The organism is Streptomyces sp. JL2001, from assembly GCF_050917515.1.
In the GTDB taxonomy this organism is placed as follows: Bacteria; Actinomycetota; Actinomycetes; order Streptomycetales; family Streptomycetaceae; genus Streptomyces.
Genome location: NZ_CP169421.1, coordinates 7,309,335 through 7,334,969, shown reverse-complemented (window position 1 = coordinate 7,334,969; position 25,635 = coordinate 7,309,335). Strand labels below are relative to the sequence as shown.

General features: G+C 73.1%; 29 protein-coding genes and 1 tRNA gene. 16 read left to right on the top strand and 14 right to left on the bottom strand.

The annotated features are described in order from the left end of the window. Positions 1-6 precede the first annotated feature (6 nt). The 3 genes from ACE1OA_RS32805 to ACE1OA_RS32795 are packed head-to-tail and all read left to right on the top strand — an operon-like array spanning position 7 to position 2,275. A complete protein-coding gene (locus ACE1OA_RS32805) occupies positions 7-1,383 on the top strand; it encodes a glycosyltransferase 87 family protein (protein WP_432753841.1) in 1,377 nt (458 codons plus the stop codon). A gap of 12 nt (positions 1,384-1,395) precedes the next feature. Further along, entirely contained in the window at positions 1,396-1,788 is a 393-nt protein-coding gene (locus ACE1OA_RS32800) for a hypothetical protein (RefSeq protein WP_432753840.1), read from the top strand. Positions 1,789-1,837: 49 nt separating this feature from the next. Next, positions 1,838-2,275 (top strand): nitroreductase family deazaflavin-dependent oxidoreductase, encoded by a 438-nt coding sequence (locus ACE1OA_RS32795; protein ID WP_356601589.1) that lies wholly within the window; start codon positions 1,838-1,840, stop codon positions 2,273-2,275. 119 nt (positions 2,276-2,394) lie between these two features. Here ACE1OA_RS32795 and ACE1OA_RS32790 read toward each other — a convergent pair whose 3' ends face one another. The 4 genes from ACE1OA_RS32790 to ACE1OA_RS32775 all read right to left on the bottom strand — a co-directional run bounded on the left by ACE1OA_RS32790 (position 2,395) and on the right by ACE1OA_RS32775 (position 7,712). Then, positions 2,395-3,648, bottom strand: a complete 1,254-nt coding sequence (locus ACE1OA_RS32790; protein ID WP_356601590.1) for a serine hydrolase domain-containing protein — start codon at positions 3,646-3,648, stop codon at positions 2,395-2,397. Positions 3,649-3,802: 154 nt separating this feature from the next. Then, positions 3,803-5,869 carry an iron ABC transporter permease gene (locus ACE1OA_RS32785; protein WP_356778448.1) on the bottom strand — a complete coding sequence of 689 codons (2,067 nt, stop codon included), beginning with the start codon at positions 5,867-5,869 and terminating at the stop codon, positions 3,803-3,805. Positions 5,870-5,874: 5 nt separating this feature from the next. Beyond that, entirely contained in the window at positions 5,875-6,855 is a 981-nt protein-coding gene (locus ACE1OA_RS32780) for an iron-siderophore ABC transporter substrate-binding protein (protein ID WP_356778450.1), read from the bottom strand. Continuing rightward, positions 6,852-7,712 carry an ABC transporter ATP-binding protein gene (locus ACE1OA_RS32775; RefSeq protein ID WP_356601593.1) on the bottom strand — a complete coding sequence of 287 codons (861 nt, stop codon included), beginning with the start codon at positions 7,710-7,712 and terminating at the stop codon, positions 6,852-6,854. The genes ACE1OA_RS32780 and ACE1OA_RS32775 overlap by 4 nt, the downstream gene beginning before the upstream one ends. A 265-nt stretch (positions 7,713-7,977) precedes the next feature. On the opposite strand from ACE1OA_RS32775, the gene ACE1OA_RS32770 reads away from it, so the two are divergent. From ACE1OA_RS32770 to ACE1OA_RS32745, 6 genes are all read left to right on the top strand, one after another. Next, the gene (locus tag ACE1OA_RS32770) at positions 7,978-9,177 is read left to right on the top strand and encodes a low temperature requirement protein A (protein ID WP_356601594.1); all 1,200 of its coding nucleotides are present in this window, start codon (positions 7,978-7,980) and stop codon (positions 9,175-9,177) included. A 92-nt stretch (positions 9,178-9,269) separates the two neighbouring features. Then, complete coding sequence (locus tag ACE1OA_RS32765; RefSeq protein WP_432753839.1) at positions 9,270-9,662, top strand: UBP-type zinc finger domain-containing protein; 393 nt, start codon at positions 9,270-9,272, stop codon at positions 9,660-9,662. A 261-nt stretch (positions 9,663-9,923) separates the two neighbouring features. Further along, positions 9,924-11,420, top strand: coding sequence for an APC family permease (locus tag ACE1OA_RS32760; protein WP_386542259.1), 1,497 nt, complete (start codon positions 9,924-9,926; stop codon positions 11,418-11,420). 1 nt (position 11,421) lies between these two features. Further along, the gene (locus ACE1OA_RS32755) at positions 11,422-11,838 is read left to right on the top strand and encodes a universal stress protein (protein WP_356601597.1); all 417 of its coding nucleotides are present in this window, start codon (positions 11,422-11,424) and stop codon (positions 11,836-11,838) included. A gap of 161 nt (positions 11,839-11,999) precedes the next feature. Beyond that, the gene (locus tag ACE1OA_RS32750; RefSeq protein WP_384875141.1) at positions 12,000-12,896 is read left to right on the top strand and encodes an alpha/beta fold hydrolase; all 897 of its coding nucleotides are present in this window, start codon (positions 12,000-12,002) and stop codon (positions 12,894-12,896) included. Between the two features lie 410 nt (positions 12,897-13,306). After that, on the top strand, positions 13,307-14,809 hold the full coding sequence (locus ACE1OA_RS32745) for an MFS transporter (RefSeq protein WP_384871568.1): 1,503 nt from the start codon (positions 13,307-13,309) through the stop codon (positions 14,807-14,809). A gap of 56 nt (positions 14,810-14,865) precedes the next feature. On the opposite strand, the gene ACE1OA_RS32740 is transcribed toward ACE1OA_RS32745, so the two are convergent. Continuing rightward, the gene (locus ACE1OA_RS32740; protein ID WP_384871571.1) at positions 14,866-15,477 is read right to left on the bottom strand and encodes an endonuclease; all 612 of its coding nucleotides are present in this window, start codon (positions 15,475-15,477) and stop codon (positions 14,866-14,868) included. Positions 15,478-15,896: 419 nt separating this feature from the next. On the opposite strand from ACE1OA_RS32740, the gene ACE1OA_RS32735 reads away from it, so the two are divergent. Next, positions 15,897-16,052, top strand: coding sequence for a DUF6131 family protein (locus ACE1OA_RS32735; RefSeq protein WP_187282556.1), 156 nt, complete (start codon positions 15,897-15,899; stop codon positions 16,050-16,052). 102 nt (positions 16,053-16,154) lie between these two features. Here the strand turns inward: ACE1OA_RS32735 and ACE1OA_RS32730 are convergent, their stop codons facing one another. Beyond that, positions 16,155-16,838 carry a YoaK family protein gene (locus ACE1OA_RS32730; RefSeq protein WP_432753838.1) on the bottom strand — a complete coding sequence of 228 codons (684 nt, stop codon included), beginning with the start codon at positions 16,836-16,838 and terminating at the stop codon, positions 16,155-16,157. Positions 16,839-17,058: 220 nt separating this feature from the next. On the opposite strand from ACE1OA_RS32730, the gene ACE1OA_RS32725 reads away from it, so the two are divergent. Beyond that, positions 17,059-17,658, top strand: a complete 600-nt coding sequence (locus ACE1OA_RS32725) for an HD domain-containing protein (RefSeq protein WP_356601602.1) — start codon at positions 17,059-17,061, stop codon at positions 17,656-17,658. A 126-nt stretch (positions 17,659-17,784) separates the two neighbouring features. On the opposite strand, the gene ACE1OA_RS32720 is transcribed toward ACE1OA_RS32725, so the two are convergent. The 4 genes from ACE1OA_RS32720 to ACE1OA_RS32705 all read right to left on the bottom strand — a co-directional run bounded on the left by ACE1OA_RS32720 (position 17,785) and on the right by ACE1OA_RS32705 (position 19,417). Then, positions 17,785-17,860: transfer RNA gene (locus ACE1OA_RS32720), tRNA-Trp, on the bottom strand. 263 nt (positions 17,861-18,123) lie between these two features. Then, positions 18,124-18,759 carry an HAD family acid phosphatase gene (locus ACE1OA_RS32715; RefSeq protein ID WP_432753837.1) on the bottom strand — a complete coding sequence of 212 codons (636 nt, stop codon included), beginning with the start codon at positions 18,757-18,759 and terminating at the stop codon, positions 18,124-18,126. Positions 18,760-18,950: 191 nt separating this feature from the next. Next, positions 18,951-19,211 carry a DUF3817 domain-containing protein gene (locus tag ACE1OA_RS32710; RefSeq protein WP_432753836.1) on the bottom strand — a complete coding sequence of 87 codons (261 nt, stop codon included), beginning with the start codon at positions 19,209-19,211 and terminating at the stop codon, positions 18,951-18,953. A gap of 5 nt (positions 19,212-19,216) precedes the next feature. After that, complete coding sequence (locus tag ACE1OA_RS32705) at positions 19,217-19,417, bottom strand: hypothetical protein (protein ID WP_384871730.1); 201 nt, start codon at positions 19,415-19,417, stop codon at positions 19,217-19,219. Between ACE1OA_RS32705 and ACE1OA_RS32700 the strand changes: the two genes are divergently transcribed. From ACE1OA_RS32700 to ACE1OA_RS32690, 3 genes are all read left to right on the top strand, one after another. Further along, entirely contained in the window at positions 19,416-19,748 is a 333-nt protein-coding gene (locus ACE1OA_RS32700) for a hypothetical protein (RefSeq protein ID WP_384871581.1), read from the top strand. The genes ACE1OA_RS32705 and ACE1OA_RS32700 overlap by 2 nt on opposite strands. A 108-nt stretch (positions 19,749-19,856) precedes the next feature. After that, positions 19,857-20,675, top strand: coding sequence for an SDR family NAD(P)-dependent oxidoreductase (locus ACE1OA_RS32695; protein ID WP_432753835.1), 819 nt, complete (start codon positions 19,857-19,859; stop codon positions 20,673-20,675). 232 nt (positions 20,676-20,907) lie between these two features. After that, on the top strand, positions 20,908-21,381 hold the full coding sequence (locus ACE1OA_RS32690; RefSeq protein WP_384871587.1) for a VOC family protein: 474 nt from the start codon (positions 20,908-20,910) through the stop codon (positions 21,379-21,381). A gap of 89 nt (positions 21,382-21,470) precedes the next feature. Here the strand turns inward: ACE1OA_RS32690 and ACE1OA_RS32685 are convergent, their stop codons facing one another. Next, positions 21,471-22,421, bottom strand: a complete 951-nt coding sequence (locus ACE1OA_RS32685) for a quinone oxidoreductase family protein (RefSeq protein WP_384871590.1) — start codon at positions 22,419-22,421, stop codon at positions 21,471-21,473. Positions 22,422-22,510: 89 nt separating this feature from the next. Between ACE1OA_RS32685 and ACE1OA_RS32680 the strand changes: the two genes are divergently transcribed. After that, positions 22,511-22,984, top strand: a complete 474-nt coding sequence (locus ACE1OA_RS32680; protein WP_356601609.1) for a MarR family winged helix-turn-helix transcriptional regulator — start codon at positions 22,511-22,513, stop codon at positions 22,982-22,984. A gap of 28 nt (positions 22,985-23,012) precedes the next feature. Here ACE1OA_RS32680 and ACE1OA_RS32675 read toward each other — a convergent pair whose 3' ends face one another. The 3 genes from ACE1OA_RS32675 to ACE1OA_RS32665 all read right to left on the bottom strand — a co-directional run bounded on the left by ACE1OA_RS32675 (position 23,013) and on the right by ACE1OA_RS32665 (position 24,848). Continuing rightward, on the bottom strand, positions 23,013-23,777 hold the full coding sequence (locus ACE1OA_RS32675; protein WP_384871722.1) for a metallophosphoesterase family protein: 765 nt from the start codon (positions 23,775-23,777) through the stop codon (positions 23,013-23,015). 116 nt (positions 23,778-23,893) lie between these two features. After that, a complete protein-coding gene (locus ACE1OA_RS32670) occupies positions 23,894-24,163 on the bottom strand; it encodes a hypothetical protein (RefSeq protein ID WP_356601611.1) in 270 nt (89 codons plus the stop codon). Next, on the bottom strand, positions 24,156-24,848 hold the full coding sequence (locus tag ACE1OA_RS32665) for a nucleotidyltransferase family protein (protein ID WP_356601612.1): 693 nt from the start codon (positions 24,846-24,848) through the stop codon (positions 24,156-24,158). Before ACE1OA_RS32665 ends, ACE1OA_RS32670 begins: the two co-directional genes overlap by 8 nt. Positions 24,849-25,098: 250 nt before the next feature. Between ACE1OA_RS32665 and ACE1OA_RS32660 the strand changes: the two genes are divergently transcribed. Further along, positions 25,099-25,599, top strand: coding sequence for a hemerythrin domain-containing protein (locus ACE1OA_RS32660; RefSeq protein WP_356601613.1), 501 nt, complete (start codon positions 25,099-25,101; stop codon positions 25,597-25,599). Positions 25,600-25,635 lie beyond the last annotated feature (36 nt).

Here is a 25,635-nt window from a genome sequence, read left to right as displayed (position 1 = left end):
GCGCCCATGACGCGCGTCCGCCCCGCCACCCTGGTTCCGACGGTCCTGCTGCTCGCGGCCCTGACCGCCGCCGTCGCGGCGCTGCTGCACGGGGGTGCGCGCGGTTCCGCCTTCCTGGCCGGGTACGCGGCCGCGTGGGTCCTCTTCGCGGCGGCCGTCATGGGCCTGCGCCGGGTGCCCGGCCGGGCGGTCGTCCCGCTGGTGCTCGCCGGCGCCGTCGCGGTCACGGCGTCCGGTCTGGTGGCGGCGCCCCGCACGAGCACGGACTCCTTCCGGTACGCGTGGGACGGGAGGGTGCAGGCCGCCGGCATCTCCCCGTACGACCACGCTCCTGCCGACCCCGCTCTCGCGGGCCTGCGCGACCCGTGGCTCTTCCCCGGGGCCGCGGTCTGCGCGCGGGAGGACCCGGATCTGGCGCCGGTTCACGACGGCGGCTGCACCCGGATCAACCGGCCGACGGTGCACACCGTCTACCCGCCGGTGGCGGAGGGGTGGTTCCTGCTGGTGCACACGGTGTCCCCGGCCGCCTCCCGCCACAAGGCTCTCCAGGCCGGTGGCGCCCTGCTCTCGCTGGCCGTGACCGGACTCCTCGTCGCCGTCCTGCGCCGCCGGGGCGTCGTGTGGCGGGCGGCTCTGTGGGCCTGGTGCCCCGCCGTTCCGGTCGAGGGCGTCGACAACGCCCATGTCGACGTCCTCGCCGTGCTGTTCGCGGTCGCCGCGCTCGTCGTCGTGGCGCGGCGGAGGGTGGCGGGCGGGGTTCTCCTGGGGCTCGCCGTCGCCGCGAAGCTGCTGCCCGTCCTGCTCGTGCCCGGTGCCCTGTCCAGGGTGCGGAGGCCGCGCACCGCCTTCGCGGTCCTGGCACCGGCGGCGGCGACGGTCATGGCGCTGTACCTCCCGTACGTCCTGCTGTCGCGCGGCTCCGTCCTGGGGTATCTCGGCGGCTACGCGCGGGAGGAGGGGTACGACGACGCCTCGTCCGGCGGCAGGTACGGCCTGCTGCGGCTCGCACTTCCCGACGCCTGGGCACTCCCCGCGTCGATGGCGGCCCTGGCCGCGCTCGCGGTGGCGGTCTGGTGGCGGGGCCGGCCCGAACACCCGTGGAGCGGAGCACTGGTGACCGTGGGGTGCGCGTTCCTCCTGTTGACCCCCGGCTACTCCTGGTACGCCCTGCTGCTCGTCGCCCTGGTGGCGCTGGACGGCCGGTGGGAGTGGCTGGGCGTCGCTCTCGCCGGGGCGGTGGCGTACCTCGCACCCGAGGCGACGACGGCCGCGTACGGCGCCGCGGCGGCCGCGGTCTGCGGGGGCCGGTGGATCCGCCGGCGCACCGCGGGTCCGGCCCCGGCCCCGGCCCGCCGCCCCTTGGCGCACCCCGGCAGGGCATGAGATCGTCCGCGGGTGACTTCTGCCGCGGACGGGGCGACGGCTCCGGGACGACCGGACGACCGCCTCGCGTCCGTGCTGCGCTTCGCCACGGAGCTCGTCGCCTGGGTGGCCACGCCGTGGGCGCTGGCCGGCCGCTCCTGGGTGCTCGCCGTGCTCTCCGTGGTGGTCCTGATCGGGCTGCCGACGCTCTTCGCCACGCCCGGGGACAAGAACACCGTGATCGTCGCCGTGCCCGGCTGGGTCACGGTCCTGCTCGTCCTGCTCCAGCTCGCCGCGGCCGTGGTCTCCGCCTGGTTCGGCTGGCCCGCGTGGGCGGCCGTCCTCGTCACCCTGCTCGCCGCCGCCACCCTGGTCACGGAGCGGCCGCGCCGACGGTGGCTGCTCGCGGGGGGCCGGCTCGGTTAGCGTCGTAGCAGGGAGACCCGGCGACGCCGGGTCCGGAGGAAGGAGAACCATGCCGCTCGAAGGTGAGTACGAACCCAGTCCGTCGACGTGGGTACGGAACCAGGTCGAGCTCTACGAGTCGTCCGGTGGCACGAAGGGCACGACGATGCGCGGTCTTCCCGTCGTCCTCGTGACGAACCTCGGGGCGAAGAGCGGCAAGATCCGCAAGACGCCGCTCATGCGGGTGGAGCACGAGGGTGCCTACGCCCTCGTCGCGTCCAACGGCGGCGCGGTGAAGCATCCCGTCTGGTACCACAACCTGGTCGCGTACCCGCAGGTCGAGCTGCGGGACGGACCGCAGGTGTGGGACATGAAGGCCCGTATCGTCACGGGCTCGGAGCGCCAGGCGTGGTGGGAGCGGGCGGTGGCCGCGTTCCCCGACTACGCCGACTACCAGCGCAAGACCGACCGCGAGATCCCCGTCTTCGTCGTCGAGCGCACCCAGTAGGAACCGCCGGGGAGGCGCCAACGGGCCGCGGCGCACCGCCGGCCCGGGCAGCCGCGGGGCGGACCATCGGGCGGGGAGGGCACGGCGTGCGTGACCTCCCCGCCTTCTTCGTGCCCGCGTCAGCCGATCGCGAGCGGGGCCTCCGGGGCAAGGGCGGCCGCGATCCGGGTGGCGACCACCTCGGCCGTGTTGCCGGCCGGGGTGTCCGCGGTCTTGGTCGTGGAGACCGCGATGGCCAGCCGCCTGGCGGGCAGGTAGGCCTGGATCGCCGCGTACCCCGAGAAGGACGGGTTCTGGAGCACCCAGCCGTTCACCACGATCACGCCCATGCCGAAGTGCTTGGCCTCGGTCTGCTTCAGGCAGATCGAGGCCGGGCAGGTCGCGGACGCGCCGCCGAGCCCGACCGTGCCCGGATTCACCAGGGTGCGGTACGCGCGGGGCGACAGGAGTTCACCGCTGCCGATGCCCTCCACCGAGCGGGCCAGGTCGCAGATGTGGGTGGTGATGACCGCGCCGGGCGCGGTGGTCCACGACGGGTTCCAGAACGTGGACTCCTCGTAGAGGCCGCGGTCGGAGGTGAAGGCGTGCAGGACGGGACCCGGGATGTCGGGGGTGAAGTTGTTCTGGGTGTCGCGCAGACCGAGGGGGCCCGTCACCCGCTGCTTCACGAGTTCGTCGATCCGGGTACCGGTGATCTTCTCCAGCGCCTCGGCCAGCAGGACGTAGTTGGCGTGCGAGTAGCTCCAGCTGGTGCCCGGCGGGTACCAGAACGAGTGGCTGAAGGGGAAGGCGAGCAGTTCCTCGGGGGTCCACTGGCGGAAGGGGTGCGGCCCCAGCTCGGCGCCGAAGGCCGGGTCGGTGACGTAGTCGTGCAGGCCGGTGGTGTTGGTGGCCAGCATGCGCAGGGTGATCTTGCGGGCGTTCGGCAGGTCGGGCAGCCAGCGTTCGACGGTGTCGTCGAGGCGCACCTTCCGCTCGTCGACGAGTTGCAGGAGGGTCGTGCCGATGTGCGCGAAGGCGACGGAGCCGGCACGGAAGTGCATGTCCGGCTCGGCCGGCACGCCGGTCATGGACTCGCCGAGCGCGTCGGTGACGACCTCGCGTCCGTCGATCGTGACCCGCAGCTCCACGGCCTTCAGCCGGAGTTCGTCCTTGGCCTTGCGGGTGATGCCCAGGATCTGGCGGCCCTGCCCGCCGAGGGGGCGCTGGGTCCGCACGCAGTCGCGTCCGCCGTGGTTGCCGGGGCCCTCGGGGGAGGCAGGTCCGGCGGCGGTGGCGGGGACCGTGACGGCGAGGAGTGCGGCGCACAGCAGGGCCGTGCTGACCGCTTGCACCCGCGTGCGCACACGGGTGGGGAGGGGGGTGCGTGTCATGCCCGAACTATGTCCGCAGCTGCGTGGCCCTCGCGCCGAACACTCCGGGCGTGGCCGCGGACCCCGCCCATGTGGTGCACACCGCGGACGGCACAGGGCGCCCGCTGCCGGAGCGGGCGCCCTGTGCCGGGGGGAGGGACTCTCTCCACACGCCCTAACGGCGGCTGCGGACGAGCAGGTGGAGGAAGTACGGCGTGCCGATCACCGCGGTCATGAGGCCGGCGCCGAGCTGGGCCGGGGCGATGACCGTGCGGCCCACCAGGTCGGCGGTGCACACCAGCGTGGCACCGAGCAGTACAGCGACGGGCACCACCCGGGCGTGCTGGCGGCCGACGAGCGCGCGGGCCGCGTGCGGTGCCACGAGACCCACGAAACCGATCGTGCCCGCGGCGGCCACGGCGGTGGCGCTGAGCACGACGCTCAGCACGAGGAAGCCCAGCCGGCCGCGCCCCAGGCTGAGCCCCAGGAGCCGCGGGGTGTCCTCGTCGAGCGACACCAGGTCGAGCTCGGTGCGCCGGATGCCCGCGGCGGCCAGGCCGACGACGAGCACGAGTGCGAGGGGCACCACGTCCGGCAGGGTCCGCCCGTAGGTGGAGCCGGACAGCCAGGTGAGGGCCTTCGTCGCGTTGAACGGGTCGGTGAGGATGATCAGCATGCTGATCAGCGCCGCCGCTCCGGTCGCCACGCCGAAGCCGACGAGGACGAGCCGGTTCTGCCGGAAACCGCCGCGCGCTGCGAGGCCGAAGACGAGGACCGAGCTGACCGCGGCCCCGGCGAACGCCGCTCCGGCCACGCCCCACGACCCGGCGAGCGGGACGGTGGTCACGAGCAGGACGGCGCCGAGGGCCGCGCCGCCGGAGACGCCGAGGACGGCGGGTTCGGCGAGCGGGTTGCGGGTCACCGCCTGGACGAGGGTGCCCGCCAGGGCGAGCGCCGCTCCGGCGAGGAGCGCGGCCAGGACGCGTGGGACGCGGGTGTCGAGCACGAAGGTGACGGTCCGTCCGGCCCGGCCCTGGAGCCAGTTCAGCACGTCGCCCAGCAGCAGTTTGCTGTCGCCCAGGAGCACGGAGGCGATCGCCACCCCGAGGACCGCGGCCACCAGGACGGCCGTCACGGTGAGGAAGCGGCGGCGGGTCCTGATCCGCAGCCGGTCGGCCTCCGCCGGGCCGGCGGTGTCCCGGACGCGGGTGGCCATCACGATCAGGAACACGGCGCCGACGAGGCTGGTGACGACGCCGGTCGGCACGGCGACCGCCGTGTCGGCGGGGACGACCGCACGCAGGAGCACGTCCGAGCCGAGGACCAGGGCGGCGCCGCCGAGGCCGGCCGCCGGGAGTGCGGCGCGCGTCCGGGCGAACGCGCGGACCCGGCGGGCCAGCGGGCGTACGAGCGCGGGGGCGCACAGTCCGACGAAGCCGATCGGTCCCGCGAGGGTCACGGCCGCGGCGGACATCAGTGACGCGAGCACGACGACCGTGACGCGAGTGGCGCGGACGGGGACGCCGAGACCGCGGGCGGCGTCGTCGCCGAGGGCCAGGGCGTCGATCCGGCGGGTGAGGAGCAACAGTCCGACGAGCCCGACGAGCCCGATCGGCGCCATCTGCAGGACGCCGTCGAAGCCGTTCTGCGCGATGCTCCCCTGGTTCCACTGGTAGAGGCCCTCGGTCTCCCGGGGGAACAGCAGCAGCATGCCCTCGGTGACGGCGGTGAGGCCGAGGGTGAGGGCGCTGCCGGCGAGGACCAGACGGACGGTGCCGGTGCCGAGGCCGGACAGGCCGAGGACGACGGCGGCCGCCGCGAGCCCTCCGGCGAACGCGACGCCGGAGGAGGCGTACAGGGGCAGGGAGACGCCGGTGACGGCGGCCAGGCCGAGTGCCAGATAGGAACCGGCGTTCACCGCGAGGGTGTCGGGTGAGGCGAGCACGTTGCGGCTGACGGCCTGCAGGGCGGCGCCGGCCATGCCGAGGGCGGCACCGACGAGCAGGCCGGCGGTCATGCGGGGCAGTCGGGAGGCGATGACGACGGAGGCGTCGGCCGGGTCGGCCCCTCCGGTGAGGGCCTTCCACACCTCCGGGGCGCCGACGGCCGCGGTGCCCTGGGTGATGTCCACGACCGCGAGGGCCGTGACGAGCAGGATCAGACCGGCTGTCACCGCGGCCGCGCCCGTCCGGGACGTGGCCGTCGACGGACGGGTGGCGGGGGTGGTCGCGGTGGCGGTCATGGCCCTTACTTCGTGAGCGCGGCGACGGCGGAGTCGACGTACTTGCCCATCGACTCGGGGCCGCCGAACATCCAGATGCCGTCGGGCAGGCGGTGGACGTCGCCCTTCTTGACGAACGGCAGCGACGTCCAGACCTTGTCCTTGGCGAGGACGCCGGCGAACGGCGTGCTGTTCTTGTCGCCGTCGCTGCCGATGTAGGCGAACTGCACGTCGGCGCCGAGCTTGGTGAGGCCCTCGACGTCGGTGGCGGCCAGGCCGTAGCTCTCGTCGCCCTTGACCGTCCAGGCGTTCTTCAGGCCGAGCTTCTCGTTGACCGCGCCGATCAGCGAACCGCTGGTGTAGGGCCGGATCGAGACCTGGTTGGAGACGACGTAGCCGTCGGCGAAGGCGTAGTTCGCACCGGCGAGGCCGGCGGCGGCCAGGGCCTTCCTGCCCTCGTCCAGCTTCGCCTGGAACTGCTGCTTGAGCTGCGCGGACTTCTCCGTCGTGCCGGTGGCCCGCGCGATGAGGTCGAGGTTCTTCGTCATCTGCCCGATCGGGTCGGCGGCGTCGGCGGGGCGCACCTCCAGGACCGGGGCGATCTTGCGGAGCTGCTTGACGGCGGCCGGCGGCAGGTCGCTGGTGGCGACGATGAGGTCCGGGGCGAGCTGGGCGACGGTGTCCATGCTCGGCTCGCCGCGCGTGCCGATGTCCTTGGGGTCGTTCTTGAGCGGGACGGCGGTGTCCCAGGTCTTGTAACCCTTGACGTCGGCGACGCCGACGGGGTCGACGCCGAGCGAGACGAGGCTCTCGACGACGTTCCACTCCGTGCCGACGACCTTCTTCGCGGGACCGTCGAGCTCGACCTTGGTGCCGGAGGCGTCGGTGAGCGTGATGCGCTCGGTGGGCTTCTTCGCGTCGTCGGCGGCGGGCTCGGTCGTCCCGCAGGCGGTCAGGGTGAGCGCCGCGGCGGTGGCGGCGGCAGCGGTGAGGAGGAGGCGTCTCATGGGGTGGGGCTGAGCCTTTCGTTTCGCGTGTGGTGGCGGCCGATGGCGCGGGTGCGCAGCCGGCCGGTGAGGGGGTCGGTGTCGACTTCGATGCGGATGCCGTACGTGTCGGTCAGCCGCGGGGCGGTGAGGACGTCCTCGGGGAGGCCGTGCGCGACGATCCGTCCCGCGTGGAGCAGGGCGATCCGGTCGGCGACGGCCGCGGCCTGGTCGAGGTCGTGCAGGACGGCGCCCACCGCGATGCCGTGGTCGTCCGCCAGGTCGCGTACCAGGTCGAGGAGTTCGACCTGGTAGCGCAGGTCCAGGTAGGTGGTGGGCTCGTCGAGGAGCAGGACGCCGGTCTCCTGCGCGAGGCAGCCCGCCAGCCAGACGCGCTGGAGCTGCCCTCCGGAGAGGTGCTCGGCACCGCGGTCGGCGAGTTCGGTGACGCCCGTCATGGCCAGCGCGCGGTCCACCGCGGCCCGGCCGTCGGGGTCGGCCTTGCCCCAGCGTCCCCGGTAGGGGTAGCGGCCGAACTCGACGAGGTCACGCACCGTCAGTCCGCCGGGGGTGGGACGGCCCTGCGTCAGCAGGGCGACGCGGCGCGCGAAGTCGCGGGTGCCCAGGGCGAGTCCGTCGGTGTCCCCGTCGAGGAGGAGGGTGGCGGTCCGGGGCTGCTGGAGCCGGGCGATCGTCCGCAGGAGGGTCGATTTTCCGCTGCCGTTCGGTCCGACGAGGACGGTCACCTCGCCGGGACGCAGCGTCAGCTCGGCATCGTGGACGACGTCGACGCCTTCGTACGCCACGGTGACACCCGTGGCCGACAGTTGATGACCACGGGGCCGTCCGGCCGCGGAGGTCTCTTCACCAGCAAGCACGACGCAAGGTTAGCCTATCCTTACTAGATCTTGAAAGAGGGCCGACCGATCGACCGCAAGGGGGAATTCGGCCAAGGTCGCGACGGGCGTGACACCCCTTCACCAGCCCCTCCACGGGCCGGGAGGGGGCCGGCCGACGACGTCCACCCGGGACGCGCACGGCGCGTGGGCCGACGGCGTACCGCCGCAGGCGCCGGCTGACGCGCCGTGGTGTCATACGGAGGTCAGACCCCAGAGAGGGATTCGAGCGGACCGGGCGGACCACGTGGACGGACCCCAGGAACCCCGGGAGCCCCGTACGGCGGCCTCCGCCGGGGCGGAGGCCCCCCAGGAGCGCCACGCCGGGTGGCTGGAGCTCTTCTTCGACCTCGTGTTCGTGGCCCTGGCCGCCCAGCTCTCCCATCAGCTCCACGGGGACCCGAACCTCGGCGACTTCGCCCTCTTCCTCGCGTTGTACTTCCCGCCGTGGTGGATGTGGGTCAACCTCACGGTCTCGGCGAACCTCTTCGTCGAGGACACGGCCCGACGCCGGCTGCTCATGCTGTTCGCGATGCTGTGCCTGGCGGTGATGGCGGCCGCCGTTCCCGAGGCGGCCGGAGACCGGGGCGCGGCCTACGCCCTCGGCTACGCCGGCACCCGTCTGGTGCTGCTCGGGCTGTGGTGGCCCGCGACGAGGTTCCCCGACCCCCTGCGCGTCCCGCGCTGGCGCCCCCTCAGCTACTGCCTGGGCTCCGGCGTCCTGTGGGCGGTGTCCGCGGCGGTGCCCTCGCCGTGGCGGTACTGGATGTGGGCGGCGCTGATCGTCGCCGAGATGGTGCTGCTCCTGACCGCCCGCGGCCACGGCGTCCCCGGACAGATCGACACCGGCCACCTGGTGGAGCGGGTCGGCCTCTTCGTCATCATCGTGCTGGGCGAGTCGGTCATCGCCCTGGTGACCTCGTTCGACCACCACTGGACGGGGCAGGCCGCGGTCGTCGCCCTGCTGGGCTTCGTCCTGCTCGCGGCGCTGTGGTGGTCGTACTTCGACTTCGCAGCCACCTCCGCCGAACTGGTCTTCGGCTCCGTGCAGGGCCGCGAGCTGTACGTGCTCGCCCGGGACGTGGGCGGCTTCCTGCACTTCTTCGTCACCGCGGCCGTCCTGTGCATGGCGGGCGGACTGGCGACGGCCGTGGAGGAGGCCGGGCACCCCCACCTTCCGCGCGGCGCCGTCTGGGCCCTGGCCGGCGGCCTGGCCCTCTACCACGCGGCCCACGCGACGATCGCCCTCCGCTTCCGGCGCCCGCTGCGGCGGGTGACCGTGTGGGCGGTACCCGGCATCGCGATCCCCGTGCTCGTGGGGCTCGGGGCGGATCACCTGGCCCCGTGGCTGGTGGTCCTGCTGATCGCCGGCGAGGCGGTCGCGCACCTGTTGTACGCCCGCGCCCTGCTCCGCCGCCGCAACGCCCTGTACCCCGGACGGGTGTGACCCGCCGGAGTACGGCGCGTCCCGGCGGACGCGCTGCATCCGGATGCGGCGCCGCGGACGAACCGTAGGCGAGGACGACCGAGAGAGGGTCCATGCCGCATGCCGCCCGATCCGCCCCCGACGGGGCGGGCTCCGAAGGGGTTCCGCTGGTCTGGAGGGTCGCGCCCGACGGCGGGCGGCCCGCGGGGCGGACCTGCGACCACGCCCGGGCCGTGACCCTGCCGACCGGCGAGGAGCCGCAGGCCTGCCGAGAGTGCGTCGAGCGCGGCTGGGACTGGGTACGGCTGCGCTGGTGCGCATCCTGCGGCCACGTAGGCTGCTGCGACAGCTCCCGCGGCGGTCACGCGTACGCGCACCACGCCGCGACCGAGCATCCCGTGGTGGTCTCCCTCGCCCGCGACGAGGACTGGGCCTGGTGCTTCCCCGACGAACTCTTCCTGGTGCGTGCCGCGGAGCCGGAGGCGGACCGGCCCCGGGGCGGCTGAGGGTCTCCGTCCCACGGCGGCTCGCGCCTCCATGACCGGGTCCCGGAGGCCACGAACGGCCCCACGGCCTCCATCCCGGCCCGGACACCGGACGTCACGGACGATCCCGCGGCCTCCGCCCACGAAGGGTGCGCGCGGGTCGGCGCCTTCGGCACCGATCGGCGCTCCCTGGCATGCACGGAGAACGTCACCTCCCTAGCATGAGTGCGTACATGTCCCAGTTCTGCCGGATATGCCGGGCGACAGCGGAGTGAGGCAGTCATGGCCGCAGAGGATGCCGCACCCGGGAACCGGGCCGAGGGTCTGAAGGCGAACGCGATCGGCTTCGTCGACGCCCTGGTCATCGGGCTCAACTCCACCTCACCCGCGTACTCCCTCGCGGCGGTCATCGGCCCCATCGTGGCTCTCGTCGGGATCTACGCGCCCGGCGTGATGTTCGCGTCCTTCGTACCGATGCTGCTGATCGCCTCGGCCTTCTACTACCTGAACAAGGTGGACCAGGACTGCGGCACCACGTTCTCCTGGGTCACCCGCGCGATGGGCCCCTGGATCGGGTGGCTGGGCGGATGGGCCATCGCGATGACCGGTGTCCTGGTCGTCGGCTCCCTCGCCGACGTGGCCGTGAGCTTCGCCCTGCTGGCCGTCGGCCTCGACGGCTGGGTCGACAACGCCTTCGTACGCCAGTTGCTGACCGTACTGCTCATCATCGTGATGACGGCCGTGTGCGTCATCGGCACCGAGCTGTCCGCCAAGGTGCAGAACGTCCTCATCCTGGCGCAGGTCGTCTTCCTGCTGGTCTTCGTCGGTGTGGCGCTCTACAGCGTCTACGCCGGCACGAGCAAGTACGACTCCGTCGAACCCGCGTTGAGCTGGCTCAACCCGTTCGGCGCCGGCGGCGCGGCGCTCTCCGGCGGGCTGCTGCTGGGCGTCTTCATCTACTGGGGCTGGGAATCGGCGGTCAACCTCACCGAAGAGGTGGAGGACTCCGCGACCGCACCGGGCAAGGCGGGGCTCTGGTCGACGGTCATCCTGCTGGTGACGTACGTGTCCGTGGGGTTCGCGGTCGTGGCCTACGCCGGACCGACGTTCCTGGCCGAGAACGCCGACGAGGAGGAGTTCGTCTTCGCCCAGCTCGCCACGGACGTACTCGGCGGCTGGGACTGGGTCCTGCTGCTGGCGGTCTCCACCTCCGCCATCGCCTCCACCCAGACCACCATCATCCCGGCCTCGCGCACCGCGCTCTCCATGGCCCGCCGCCGGGCGCTGCCCGCCTCCTACGGCCACATCAGCCCCCGGTTCCGCACCCCCGACGTGAGCACCTGGTGGGTCGCCGGCATCGCCATCGCCTGGTATCTCGTGGTCAACCAGATCAGCAGCAACGCCCTCTTCGACTCGCTCACCGCGCTCTCGCTGCTGATCGCCTTCTACTACGCGCTCACGGGCATCGCCTGCGCGGTCTACTACCGCCGCCATCTCCTCGAGAGCGTGCACAACTTCCTGCTGATCGGCCTCGGCCCGCTGATCGGCTCCGGGCTGCTGGCCTGGCTGCTGGTGAAGTCGGTCGCCGACATGTCCGATCCGGCGAACTCGTACAGCGGCACGTCGTGGTTCGGGCTCGGACCGCCGCTCGTCATCGGGATCGGCATCACCGTCGTCGGCATCGTCATCATGTGCGTGTGGCGTCTGCGGGCACCCGCGTTCTGGGCGGAGCGTCCGGGCGTCGTCGACCCCGAGCTGGTTCACGGCAAGGAGGCCTGAGATGTCGGTCGTGCTGGGTTACGACGAGTCTCCGGGCGCCGCCCGCGCGCTGCGCATCGCGATCGAGGTGGCCGCCGCGTTCGACGAGCGCCTCGTCCTGGTCTACGGCGCCGCCGTCCCCGGTCCCACGGGTGAGGAGTACCGGTCCCACTACGAGGCGATCCGCCAGGCGGGCCGCACCGGCCTGGAGCACGCGGTCACGGAGGCCGACCGGGCGGGGGTGGCGAGCGTCGTCGAGGTCATCGACGCGAAGCCGGCACAGGCCCTGATCGAAGCGGCGAACCGGCACGCGGCGCGGGTCATCGTGGTCGGCAGCTGGGGCGAGAGCCCGATGCGCGGCGCGCTCCTGGGCTCCACCCCGCACAAGCTCCTGCACATGTCGAGCGTCCCGGTGCTCTGCGTACCGTCCGAGGGCTGAGCCGCACCGGCAGACTCGGGCCGCGGGCGGGCCGGTGCGGGTGCGCGGGACGCACGGGCGGGCAGGTCGCCGATCCGCCGGAACTCCCGGGTGCGCGAGCGATGAGTTCCGGCCGCCTCGACGGTCTGTCCTGGTGTAGTCGAACGATGGAGGAAACAGACATGACCGAGCCCGAGACCCGGACCCACACGGTGGAGGCGGACGGCGCCACCGTGCACTACGACGTCCGGGACGCCCGGACCGGCGGCGCAGGTGACGGCGCCGGCGAGCCCGTGCTGCTCCTGATCGGATCGCCGATGGACGCCACCGGGTTCCGCACGCTGGCCTCGTACTTCCCCGACCGGACCGTGGTCACCTACGACCCGAGAGCCGCGGGACGCAGCGTGCGCACCGACGGCGCGGCGGAGACCACGCCCGAGGAGCACGCGGAGGACCTGCGTCTGGTGATCGAGGCGCTGGGCGCGGGACCGGTGGACCTGTTCGCCAGCAGCGGGGGCGCCGTCAACGCGCTGGCGCTGGTGGCGCGTCACCCCGGGCTCGTCCGGACCCTGGTCGCCCACGAGCCGCCGACGGCTCAGGTCCTTCCCGACCGGGAGGCGGCGCTGGCGATCTGCGCGGACATCCACGCGACGTACCTGCGCGAGGGTACGGGGCCGGCGATGGCGAAGTTCATCGCGACGGTCAGCCGCAAGGGCCCCTTCTCCGACGCGTGGCGCGAGGAGCCCGCGCCGTCCCCCGCCGACTTCGGTCTGCCGACCGAGGACGACGGGTCGCGTGACGACCCGCTGCTCGGGCAGAACATGCTCGGCTGCACCGCCTTCCGGCCCGACTTCGCCGCACTGCGGGACGCCTCGACGCGGATCGTGATCGCGGCCGGCAAGGAGTCCGAGGGCGAGTTCGCCGCACGTGCCGCGGCCGAGGTCGCGTCCTCGCTCGGCACCCCCCTGGCGGTCTTCCCGAGCCACCACGGCGGTTTCCTGGGCGGCGAGTTCGGCCAGCAGGGCGCTCCGGCGGAGTTCGCGGAGGCCCTGCGCGAGGTCCTGGCGGCGTCCGACTGACGCTCCCCGAGGGCCGTCCGGCCGGGCCGTCGGACGGCCCTCGGCCCGCGTCCCGGGTGCCGGCTGACCCGGCACCCGGGACGACGCGTCGGACCTGGTCGGGCGGGCCCGGTCGGCACCCTCCCGAGAGGGATGAGACGGGCCCCACGGGATCGGGGTCCGTCGTCCGTTCGGTGAGACGGGCGCGTCTCTCGGCCCGCGACCCCGAGGGGCCCGGCGGACGGGCATGCGCCGACGGCTACGGGGTACCGGAGCCCGGGGCGTGAGGCGGGTCTCCGGAGGGCCTGCCGTTCCGTCAGCCGTGCCGTGGAGCGCGGTGCCGACCACCGTGGCAGAACGTGCGGAGCGGAGTGACGTACGACAGCCTGGCACGGTCGCCCCTCGACGACCACGAGGACAGGAGTCGTGTCATGAGCGCCAGAGACGGCGTCGCGATCGGGACCGTCACCACCAAGGTGCCGGCGCGGCTGGACCGGCTGCCGTGGTCGCGCTGGCACTGGATGATCGTGATCGGCCTGGGGACCGTGTGGATCCTCGACGGCCTCGAGGTGACCATCGTCGGCAACATGGCCGGCCGGCTCTCCGAGGACGGCAGCGGGCTGCCCATCACCGACGCGCAGGTCACGGGTACGGCCGCGGCGCTCTACGTGGCCGGCGCCTGCTCGGGCGCCCTGTTCTTCGGCTGGCTCACCGACCGCTACGGCCGGAAGAAGCTCTTCCTCATCACCCTCGCGGTCTACCTGGCGGGAACGGCGCTGACCGCGCTCTCCTTCTCCGTGTGGTGGTTCTTCCTCTTCCGCTTCCTGACCGGCTTCGGCATCGGCGGTGAGTACGCCGCCATCAACTCGGCCATCGACGAGCTCATTCCCAGCAAGTACCGCGGCCGCGTCGATCTGATCATCAACGGCAGTTACTGGCTGGGCGCCATGGGCGGCGCCCTGCTCTCCGTCGTCGCCCTCGACACCGACATCTTCGCGATCAACGTCGGCTGGCGGCTCGCTTTCGGGCTCGGCGTCGTGCTCGGGCTCGTGATCCTGCTCGTACGGCGGCACGTTCCGGAGAGTCCGCGATGGATGTTCATCCACGGCCGCTCGGAGGGAGCGGAGGAACTGGTCACCTCCGTGGAACACCAGGTGGAGGAGGAGAAGGGCATCGCCCTGCCGGAGCCGGAGAACTCGATCACCATCGAGCAGCGCAAGTCCATCGGGTTCATCGAGATCGCCCGGACGCTGTTCCGCTCGTATCCCAAACGGGCGGTGCTCGGCTTCTCCCTCTTCATCGGGCAGGCGTTCCTGTACAACGCCATCACCTTCGGCTTCGGCTCCATCCTGGAGAAGTTCTTCGACGTCCCCACCGGCAACACGGGGTACTACTTCGCCGTCATCGCCTTCGGCAACTTCCTCGGCCCGCTGCTGCTCGGCCGCCTCTTCGACACGGTCGGCCGCCGCACCATGATCGCGGGCACCTACATCCTCTCGGGGCTGCTGCTCTTCGGCACGGCCTGGCTCTTCGACCGCGGCAGCCTGGACGCGACCACGATGACCGCCTGCTGGTGTGTCGTCCTCTTCTTCGCCTCCGCCGGAGCCAGCTCGGCCTACCTCACCGTCAGCGAGATCTTCCCGATGGAGACCCGGGCGATGGCGATCGCCTTCTTCTACGCCATCGGCACGGCGGCCGGCGGTATCTCCGGCCCGTTGATCTTCGCCGAACTCACCGAGAGCGGAGTGGTCGGCGACGCCGTCCTCGCCTTCTGCATCGGTGCGGCGCTCATGGTCCTCGCGGGGCTCGTCGCGCTGTTCTTCGCCGTGGCGGCGGAGGGCCGGTCGCTGGAGGACATCGCCACGCCCCTGTCGGCGAAGTCCGCCGAACCGGCAGACGCGGGCGGTACGCCTTCGGGCGGCGCCACGGCGTGAGACGGCGGGCGGCCGTGGGGCAGCCCGGCACGCGGGGCGAGCGGCACGGCTCGCCATCAGTGTGTCAGGCGGGTCCGGACCAGGGCGGCGGCCAGCCGGGGCAGGTCCTCGGCGGGGACGAGTGCTGCCAGGCCCTCCGGTGTCTCCGGGAGCCCGAGGACGCGGGCCGCCTCCAGGGCCCGGCGGTCGAAGGCCGGCCGGAGTTCGGGCCACAGGCCCTGCAGCTCCCGGCAGAAGATGTCGGCACCGACCGGCCCGATCCGGGGGACCTCCCGGAGCAGTTCCCTGATCCGGCCGGGCTCCCGGCCGGCCCGGTCGCGCAGCCGCCTCAGGTCCCCGCGGTAGGTGTCGAGGAGGAACTCGGCGCCGTGCCCCAGGGCGTCCGCCGTGCTCTCGTCGTAGCGCCGGTAGTGTGCCCGGCCGAGGGCGTCGACTCGCTGCTGCCAGCGTGCGTCGGCCATGGCCCGGGGCGTGCGCATGCCGGCCGCGAAGAGTTCGCGCGCGGCCGCGACCGCGATGTCGGAGCGGATCCGGACGGAGAAGAGGACGGTAAGCACCAGCACCTGGTACAGCGGGGCAGGGGTGTTCCGCAGCCGGACACCCGCTTCCCGAGCGTGCGTCCGGCCGTGCTCCGCCAGCAGTCCGCGCACCGTCTCCCGCCGGTCCATGGGCTGTCGCCTCCCGGATTCACGGAGGGCCGCCGAGCCGGTCGGCCGGCGTCCTGCCCGGCCCCTGCCCCGGGGCACCCGGGTACACACGGCGAGGCCGGGACGAGCCCCCACCTCCGCCGACGTCAGGAGGTGGGGACTCTGCCGGTCTTACCGCCGTCAGGACCCGTCCGGATGCACGGGGGTGCGAAATCGACGAGGAATTCCCCGCCTCGCACCGGCCACGGACGAGAACGCCGCGCGGCATCGTGCCGAACGGGACTCCCGTGCATGCATGCATGCGTTCGAACGGGGCACCCGCCTGCTAGGCAGTCCGCACAGCCGTCGCCTGTGGATTCCCCCTCCACGGGCGGCGGCGCCCTCGGGGCCGTCACTGCCCTCGCCCTTGTCAGTGGGATTCGGAGCAAACGGAGGACACCATGATCATCTTGGGGCTCATACTGCTCGTCATCGGCTTCGCCACGGGAATCGGCTTCCTGTGGACCATCGGCGTCATCCTCGCCGTCGTCGGCGCCGTTCTGTGGATTCTGGGAGCCGTGGGCCACTCCGTCGGCGGGCGCAAGCACTACTACTGATCACCCGCCACCCGCCACCACTCGCAGGGCCTGGGACCCGTACCCCGCGTCGCAGGTGGCACCACCGCCCCCGGGCGCGAGACGAGCCGATCCCCCGTCGGCTCACCTCGCCTCCGGGGGCGGCTTCATGCCCGGGGGCGGCGTCAGGCTGTGCACGGCCGCGAGAACGAGCACGACCGCGGCGACCGGCAGCAGCACGGCGGTGACGGACCAGCCGAGCCGCACGAGGTACGCGCCGATCAGACCGCCCACGAACATCGCGAGGACCGAGGCCGACCGCCGCCGTACGGCGCCGGACCCGTAGCCCAGCGCGGGGTCGTGACCCAGGGCCGAGCCGCTGAGCAGCGCCGTCATCCCGCGCGTGACCACGGTCGTCGGCATGTCGGGGATGTTGATGCGCAGCGCGGTGACGTTGCGGATGCCCATCGGGAGCGCGAGAAGGGCGATGACGACCGAGTGGCGGGCCGACGGCGCGCCTTCCGAGGGGACGACGCCCCACCCGGCGAGAGCGGCGAGGGCGATGAGCAGCCCCTCCGTCACGAGCGCGATGATGAACCACCGGTGCCGGTGGGCGTCGAGCCGCACGTCCATGCGCGCACCGATCACCGCTCCCACGGCGAAGGCCCCGATGGAGACGACGGGCGCGACGACCGAGAGCCCTCCCTGACCCGCCAGGCCGAACGCGAGGAACAGCAGGCTGCCGGTCTGCGTGGCCGTGAACACCGGCCCCAGCTGCAGCACCGAGACCGCCTCGACCACGCCGGTCGTCAACGTCAGGATGGCCATGAACGGAGTCAGGGACCGAATCCTCCGGTCCGGGTCCACGCTCATGTTGGCTCCTCCGGGGATCGACTGCTCCGAGTCTCCGGGCCGAGGCCGCACGAGTACGGCATTGCGCCGAACGGGGGCAGCGGCGGATTCCCCGGGCCACCGAGTCCCGGCCGCCGGCCAGGATCCGGATGCTCCCCGGCCCGACCGCCCGTCAGGAAGCTCTTACGCTTGCGCGATGACCATCGCTCCCGTGATGTCGATAGCCCTGGCCGACACCGGCCGGCCCTCGCTCCGCCCGCTGCCGCGCAGGGCCGCGGAGTTGCTGGCGGCGCTCGACGCTCCCCCGCGCCTCGTGGCGCACCTGCGCGCGGTGCACGACGTCGCGGTCCAGCTCGTCGACCGGCTGGAGCGGGATCGGCCTTCGCTGCCCTTCGACCGTGAGGCCGTGCTCTTCGGGGCCGCCACGCACGACATCGGCAAGACCCGCCATACCGGAGAACTGTCCGGCCCCGGTTCCGCGCACGAGGAGGCCGGCCGGGACCTCCTGCTCGCCCACGGGGTGAGCGCCGAACTGGCGCGCTTCGCCGCCACTCACGGCTCCTGGGCCGCCCCCGGCGTGGACTTCGAGGACCTGCTGGTGAGCCTGGCCGACAAGATCTGGAAGAACAAGCGGGTCCCCGAGCTCGAGGACCTCGTCGTGGACGCCCTCTCACGGGCCGGCGGCCGGGCGAGGTGGGAGGAGTTCATGGCGCTCGACGAGACGCTGACCCGCATCGGTGACGGGGCCGGCGAACGGCTCGCGTACCAGATGTCCTATCCGGTCGCGGCCGGCTGACGCCGCGTGAGGCGGCTGCTCGCGGCCGGGCGGGCCGCTGCGGCTGCGGCTGCGGGAAGGCCTTCCCCGCCTCGTACGAGGACGGCCGTCCGCGCCGATGTCGCACGGCCGACGGACCGCACTGTGTGGCAGGGGTGACAGGAGTCGAACCTGCGGCATCCGGTTTTGGAGACCGGCGCTCTGGCCTCTGAGCTACACCCCTTCGATGCCTGAACCTTCGCACGGGCGGCCTCCCCGTCGCCACCGCATTTGATCGCGGACGGTGGACCGGGAGCGTCGGCGACGTCGGTCGACCGGAGTCCGGGCGACCGACCTCGCCGTCAGCGTGCCGCGACCGGCCATCGCCGGCCCGTGCGGCTTCGACACGCGACGGGTCTCCGCGACGGACCGCGATGCCCTGCCGCGGCCCGGGCCGCCCGTCGGGTTCCCGCCGCTCGGCGGACGCGGTCAGTCCAGCTGGCCGCCCTAGTCCGGGAGCTTGAAGGCGCGTTCGGCGTGGCCGCCGACGATGTCGGTGGTGTTGTTGCCGATGTTGGCGATGATCGTGTAGCCCTTGGCCTCGATCTCGGCCCGCTTCTCCGTCTTGTACGCGCTCACCTCGGCGAACAGGTCGGGCAGGTCGCGGACGTACAGGCCGTCGACGGGGTAGCCGGCCTTCTTCAGGTTCCAGTCCGTGAGGGAGTAGATGATGCCCGGGCGGGCGGTGACGAAGTAGACGGCGACACCCCGGGAGTCGGCGTACCGGGCCAGGTCGCGGACGGCCGCGACGGCGGGGGTGGGCAGCTGCCAGAACGGGTGGAAGTGCGTCTCAAGGGAGGTGTTGTCGATGTCGAGCACGATCGCCTGCTTCTGCGTGCCGGCGTTCGCGGAGCGCGCCTCGATCCAGGGGCGGGCCTCGGCGACGACGGCGGCGACGTCCCGCTGCCAGGTGGCGTAGTCGACGCTCTGGGGCGCGAGCGCGGTCGCGCCGACCGAAGCCGGGACGGCGGTGCGGGACAGGCTCGCCTCCGCGGCGGTGGCCGACGTGACCGGGACCGCGACGAGGACGAAGGTCGCGGCGAGTGCCGCGGCGGTGCGTGATGTCGTGGCGCGTGCATGCATGGGGGGTCTCCTGGGGTGTGGAACCTGTCAACGGCCCGGTCGTGGAGACCGGGCCGAAGAGTTGTCATGCTCGCGCTACATGATGACCGGCAGGCGACATCCTCACTACCGGTCGGTAGCAACTTTCTTGTCGACGCGTGTCGCCCGCCATCCGGACGCCACCGTTCCATCGTCGGGAACCCGACGCTCCGTCACCCCTCGCCGGCGACCACGCCCCCGCTCGGCCGCCGCAGCACGAGCAGCCCGCCGACACCGGGGACCAGGGCGCGCCACCGCGCCCCGGCCGAAGCCGGGGGTTTGAGCCGGACCACGAGGATGACGGTCAGATAGGCGGTTCCGTGGACCGGACCGCCGAGGGACGTGACCACCTCGGCGTGCTCCGTGACGAGGTCGAGCAGCAGCAGCGCGAGGGAGACGGCCTCGACCGCGGCCGCGATCCGCAGAATCCGCACGGTCGTCACACCCCCGTCGTGGAGCCGGGGCGCACGATCATCAGGACCACGACGGCCGCCCAGAGCAGGTTGAAGATCCCCGTTGTCATGGCGAGCCGCGCCGCGGCGGAGCGCCGAGCCTCCGCGCCACCCGTACCCGCATCCGTACCCGCGGCCTCCCGGCGCGCGCCGTCCGCCGTGCCCGTCCGGACGGCGGACCGGGGCATGCCGGGCGCGGTGCGGTGGGCGGTCGTCCCGCTCGGCGGAACGGCGGTGCTCGCCGCCCTGCTGGTGGCCGCGGCGCTGGCCGCCACCGGCCCGCTCTCCCGCCGCCTGCCGCACCCGGAGCGGCTGCCCCTCGTGGTCGCCTGGACCGGCACCACCTCGGCGGTCGCCCTCGCGCTGGGCGCACTGGCGTTCACCGTGGCGTCGGCGGCGGTCGCGAACTGGCCGCTGACGGCGGCCGCTTGCCTGGCCGCCCTTGCCTTCCACGCGCGCATCGCGGCCTCGGCACGGGCCTGCCGCCGGTGCGCACGCCTGCCGCTCGCCGGCACCTGAGGTACGCGCCTCCGCGGCGATCGCGGCGGGTCGCCCGGTCCCCCATGTGATCATGAGGTCGCTGCCGCCGCCCGGCGGCGGAAGTCCCACGACGGAGGCTCGACGACGATGGCGGACCAGCGCGTGTACCTCGTGACCGGCGGCGGAACGGGCATCGGTGCCGCGACCGCCCGGCTGCTGCGTGAAGCCGGCCACCACGTGGCGATCTCCGGTCGGCGCCCCGAACCGCTCCACCTCGTCGCGGAGGAGACGGGCGCGCTCGCCGTGCCGTCCGACATCGGCGACCCCGACGCGGTCCGCGCGCTCGTCGAGGCGACCGTCGCCGCGTACGGGCGGCTGGACGGCCTCGTCCTCAACGCCGGCATCGGGCGCGGCGGGAGTGTCGGCGACGTGACGGTCGAGGACTGGGACGCCGTGATGCGGACCAACCTCACCGGCCCCTTCCATCTCGTGCGCGCCGCCCTCCCCCATCTGCTGGACGCCCACGGCTCGGTCGTGGCCGTGGCCTCGGTCTCCGCTCTGCGCAACGGTGCGGGCAGCGCCGCCTACGCCACGTCCAAGGCCGCGCTGCTCCAGCTCTGCCGCTCGCTCACGGTCGACTACGGGGCCGCCGGCCTGCGCGCGAACACGGTCTGCCCGAGCTGGGTGCGGACCGACATGGCGGACCGCCGGATGAACCGGTTCGCCGAGGAGGCGGGCCTGGGCGAGGGCGGCGTCGACCTGGCGTACGGGGAGGTCACCCGCGTCCTGCCCGCCGGGCGCCCCGGTGAGCCGCGTGAGGTCGCCGAGGCCGTCGCCTGGCTACTGTCGCCGGCCTCCTCCTTCGTCAACGGCGCCTTGCTCACCGTCGACGGCGGTGCGACCACCCTCGACCCGGGAACGCTCGCCTTCGACTACCGCATCGAGCCGCGGGCACCGCACGCCTGATCCCGGGGGCGGCTCCTGGAGGCCCGCGCCGGCGCCCCCCGCCCCGTCCGCTCGCCCTCCCGCCGCCCGCGCCCGGCCCGCTCGCCCACCACCCCTCCGGCACCGGGCGCGGCTCGCGGAGTGGTTCCACGGAATCGGAACGCGGCGGAGCGATGATTTCCGAGCCGTCCGACGGTCGGTACCAGTGAGAACCGGAACCTTTCGCGACGAGATCAGGAATCGGGAGGGCGCCATGCCCCGGATCACCCCCAACCTCTGGTTCGACACGCAGGGCAAGGAGGCCGCGGAGTTCTACTGCTCGGTCTTCCCCCGCTCGGAGATCAGGAAGGTCTCCTACTACGGCGAGGCGGGGCCCCGCGAGGCCGGGACCGTGCTGACGGTCGACTTCGTCCTGGACGGCCAGCCGTTCACGGCGATCAACGGCGGTCCGGACTTCACGTTCGACGAGGCCGTCTCCTTCCTCATCGACTGTGCCGACCAGACCGAGGTCGACCACTACTGGAGCAAGCTGTCCGACGGCGGACAGGAAGGCCCGTGCGGCTGGGTGAAGGACAGGTACGGCCTCAGCTGGCAGGTCGTACCGGCCGTCCTGGAGGAGCTGCTGACGGACCCGGACGAGGCACGCGCCCAGCGGGCGATGAAGGCCATGCTCGGCATGGGGAAGCTGGACGTGGCCGCGCTGGTCGCCGCCGCGGACGGAGCCTGACGCCGGAAGGCGCGGAGCGGCCCGGAGACCCATGACCGCCGCCCTCGCCCCCTCCCGGACGGCGCCGAGCGGCCACGGGGGGCGAGCGCTCAGCCGCCGAAGCGGACGAGGTGCTTGCCGCGCGTCCCGCCGGCGGCGAGACGCTGGACGGCGGCGTCGAGGTCGGCGGGCTCGTACACGGCGGCGACGTCGATCCGGGCCCGGCCGTCGCTCAGGAGGCGCAGGGCCTCGACCGCACTGGCGGCCAGGCGTTCCGGCGCGGTCCTGCTGAGCAGGTGGCTGTTGTAGGTGAGGACGGAGCGGCCCTGCGCGAGCAGGTCGTCGGCGTCGATCGGGACGGACGCGGCGCCGCCCATGGCGCCGTAGGCCACCAGTCGGCCGTGCGGGGCGAGACGGTCCAGGCCGGCGGCGCGGACCGGGCCGCCGACGGGGTCGAGGATCACGTCGAAGCGCTCGTCGCCGAGGGTCTCGGGGAAGCCGTGCCGGGAGACCAGCCGGTCGTACCCGAGCTTCGCCGCGTAGTCCGCCTGATCGGGATCGCCGACCACGCCCACGATCCGGCCGGCTCCGGCGGCGGAGGCGAACTGCGCCGCCAGACTGCCGACGCCTCCGAGCGCGGCGTGGACGAGGACGGTCTCGCCGGGCCGGACGCGGGTGACGGTGTGGATCAGGTCCCAGGCGGTCGGGCCGGCCCATCCGAACGCCGCGGCCGTGCGCGTGTCGAGGTCGCCGACGGGCAGGGCGAGGACCGCGGGCGCGACGACGGTCTCGGCGTACGCACCGGACGAGGTGAGCGCCGTGACCAGTTGGCCGACGCGCGCGGGGTCGACACCCTCGCCGACCGCGACGACGCGGCCCGCGGCCTCGAAGCCGGGGACGAAGGGACGCGGCACGGGGAAGTACCCGCCGCGGACGAGCACGTCACCCCACTGGATCCCGGCGTACTCGACGCGTACGGCCACTTCGCCGGCAGCCGGGACGGGCTCGTCGAGCGAGGTGAGGGTGAACCTGTTGTCGGTGTCGAGAACGACAGCCTTCATGAGTACGGCCTCCTGTGCTGACTCAGTATCCTGATACTGACCACGGTAGGCAGACTCAGGTACCTGAGTCAACACAGGAGGCTGAGACAATGGGCGGGGAGACGGCCGGGATTCCGGCGGAGGAGTACCTGTGCACCCGCATCCGACGCGCGGAACAGGTGCTGACGGCGCATCACGAAGCGGTCCTGCGGGGCTACGGCCTGACGATGACGCAGTACACCGTGCTGCTCACGCTCTCCAGGGAAGGCGGCATGTCCGGAGCGCAGCTGGCGCGGGCCTGCGGGGTCACGCAGCAGACCATGGCCCCGGTGCTGACGGGACTGCAGAACAAGGAGCTCGTCGTCCGCAACGCCTCCCCCGTGCACGCCAAGGTGCTCATCGCCTCGCTCACCGAGCAGGGGGAGGCCCTGTTGAACCGGGCCTACGAGGAGGTGATCGTCCTGGAGCGCGCCCTGACCGACGCGTTCAGTCCGGCGGAACACTCCGCGCTCGTCGAACTCCTCGAACGGGCGACGACCGTCCTCGCCGACCAGACACGACGGGCGCAGGAGGACCGCGCCTGACGGTGGGGCGGCCCGGCGCCGCCGGTTCTCACCCTCGGCGGCCGTTCTCGCCGAGGGGCAGCTGGTAGAGGGCGAAGGCGCGGTCGATCACGGGCTGGGCGACGTTGCGCACCCGTACGCCGCCCACCGTCATGCCGTGTTCGGTGCCGTGGTGGGCGTGACCGTGGACGGCGAGGTCGGCGCCCGACGAGTCGATCGCCTCGGCCAGCAGATAGCTGCCGAGGAAGGGGTAGATCTCCAGGGGCTCGCCCGCCAGTGTGTCCGGTACGGGCGCGAAGTGGGTGAGCGCGATGCGGACCGCGCAGTCGGCGTCGGCCAACTCCCCCAGCGCCGTGTTCAGCCCGTCGGCGGACCGCCGTGCCGTCCGTACGAACGCCTTCATCTCGGGCTCCCCGAACTCCCCCGCGCAGCGGCCGACGAATCCGCCGCAGAAGCCCTTCGTCCCCGCGACGCCGACCGCGTGCCCGGCGACGGGGAACGTCGCCGCCTCACCCTCCAGGACGGTCACGCCGGCGGCCGACAGCGCGGCGGCGACGGCCTTCTCCTCGCCCGCGTGGTAGTCGTGGTTGCCGAGGACCGCGACCACCGGGACGCCGATGCCGGCGACCTCGCGCGCGACCACCTCCGCCTCCTCCACGGTTCCGTGCCGGGTCAGGTCTCCGGCGAGCAGGAGCAGGTCGGCGCATGCGGGCAGGACGGAGAAGGCGGGGCGCAGCAGCCCGGAGCAGTCCGTGCCGAGATGGATGTCGCCGACGGCGGCCACCCGGACGAATCCCCCGTCCGTGGTGGGGATCGAGTCCACCTCCGCGGCGGCTTCCGCGGGGAGAGGGGTGATCCCCTCCCTGCTCACGGGTGTCGGGACACCGGCGGACGCCCCCGGACTCGGTACGTCCGGAATCACCGGCGCGGTCACGACAGTTCCTCCATCCGGTCCGGCGCGTCCGCGCACGAGACGGCGAGGTCGGCGCGCACCGTGAGGCCCGCCAGCTCGGCGTGGGCCAGGCGCAGGATCTCGTCGCGGCGGGCGGCGGTCGCCACGGTGCCGCTCAACAGCACCGCGTCGCCGCGCTGTTCGACCCGTACGCCCTGTTCGGCCATCGGGTCCCCGGCGAGCCGCTCGCACAGCCGGGCGATGCGGTAGTCGTCCTCGTGTGCGCCGGTGTGCGCGTGCTCAGTCATCGTCGGTCCGTTCTCCCTGCGTTCCGGCGGGCGGAATCACGTCCAGCAGTTCGAGGAGGTAGAGGAAGGCCGCCGCCATGGGCTGCTCGCCCGTCTCCGCCCGCACGCGCTGCCACGCGATCCGTTCGCGCAGTCCGCGGGCGACCGGCAGCAGGGCCCCGAAGTCACAGTGGTGCTCGGAGAGCGCCGCGAGCCGTCCGACCATGAGGTCGGTCGGGTCGACGACCGGCATGTGGACGGAGTCCACCGGCAACGTCCAGGCTCTTTCGAGGAGTTCGTCGGTGACGGGCCGCCCGGCCAGGGAGAAGATCAGGTCGATCTGCTCCCCTCGGCTGCGCGCCTTCACCAGCCAGTCCTCGGGCGGCTCCACGATCTCGACGCCGTGCCGGCGCAGCAGCCCCGTGACGGTCTCGGCGTCCTCCCTGCGCACGGCGAAGTCGGCGTCGTGCTGGAGCCGGACCGGGATGCCGTGCGCGTAGGCGGCCACGCTGCCCACGAGGGCGAAGGCACAGCCCGAGTTCTTCAGGACGCCGCCGATCTCCTTCGTGACCTCCAGGATGGCCTGCGTGTGGTCCGGGGGCAGCGCGTCGGGCCGTGACGCCGACGCGTCGCCGCCGTCCGTCGCCCCCTGCGCATGGCCGGGCGAGGCCGGGGTGTCGTCGTACTCCTCGTGCCTGAGGTGCATCCGCTCCTCCTCCCACGGACGACCGTCGCCCCGTGGCGGGTCGGGACCTGCCTGTACCCCGTGTCCGCAAAACCATCCCTGGGCCCGTACGGAAGGCCGGGGACCTCCGCCCTTTCGGCCACCGGAACGCCCTCGATCCGCCGGACGCGGGTACGGCTCGTGCCCGGGAAGGCGGCCCGACCGGGTTTTCGGCCCCGGGATCGCGAGCAGGCGCCCCATGACGGAACCCTCGGACGAGGAGGCACGCATCATGCCGGATGTCAGGAAGGACCAGGACGTCGTCGCGGTGATCCTGGAGGACCACCGCGCCATGGAGGAGCTCTTCCGCCGGATGCGGAGCGTGGAAGCCGACCGCGCCAAGGCCCTCGAGGAGTTCTCGGCCCTGCTCATCGCCCATGGCGAGGCGGAGGAGGCCGAGGTCTACGGAGCGCTCAAACGGTTCAAGGGCGTCGACGACGAGGAGGTCGAACACGGTACGGAGGAGCACGCCGACGGCAACAAGGCGCTGCTGGCACTGCTGGAGGTGGACGACGTCGGCTCCGAGACATGGGACGAGCGGCTGGAGGACCTGGTCGAGGCGGTGTCGCACCACGTCGACGAGGAGGAGCGGACCATCCTCAACGGCGCCCGGGAGAACGTCCCCGACGAACGCCGGGCGGAGCTGGGCGCCGCCTTCCTGGCGGAACGCGAGAAGCAGCTGGCGTCCGGCTGCGGCAGCGTGGAGCACGTGCGCGCCGTCGTGCACGGGTGACCGGCACGGGGCGGCGCGGGATCCCGGACGCCCGCG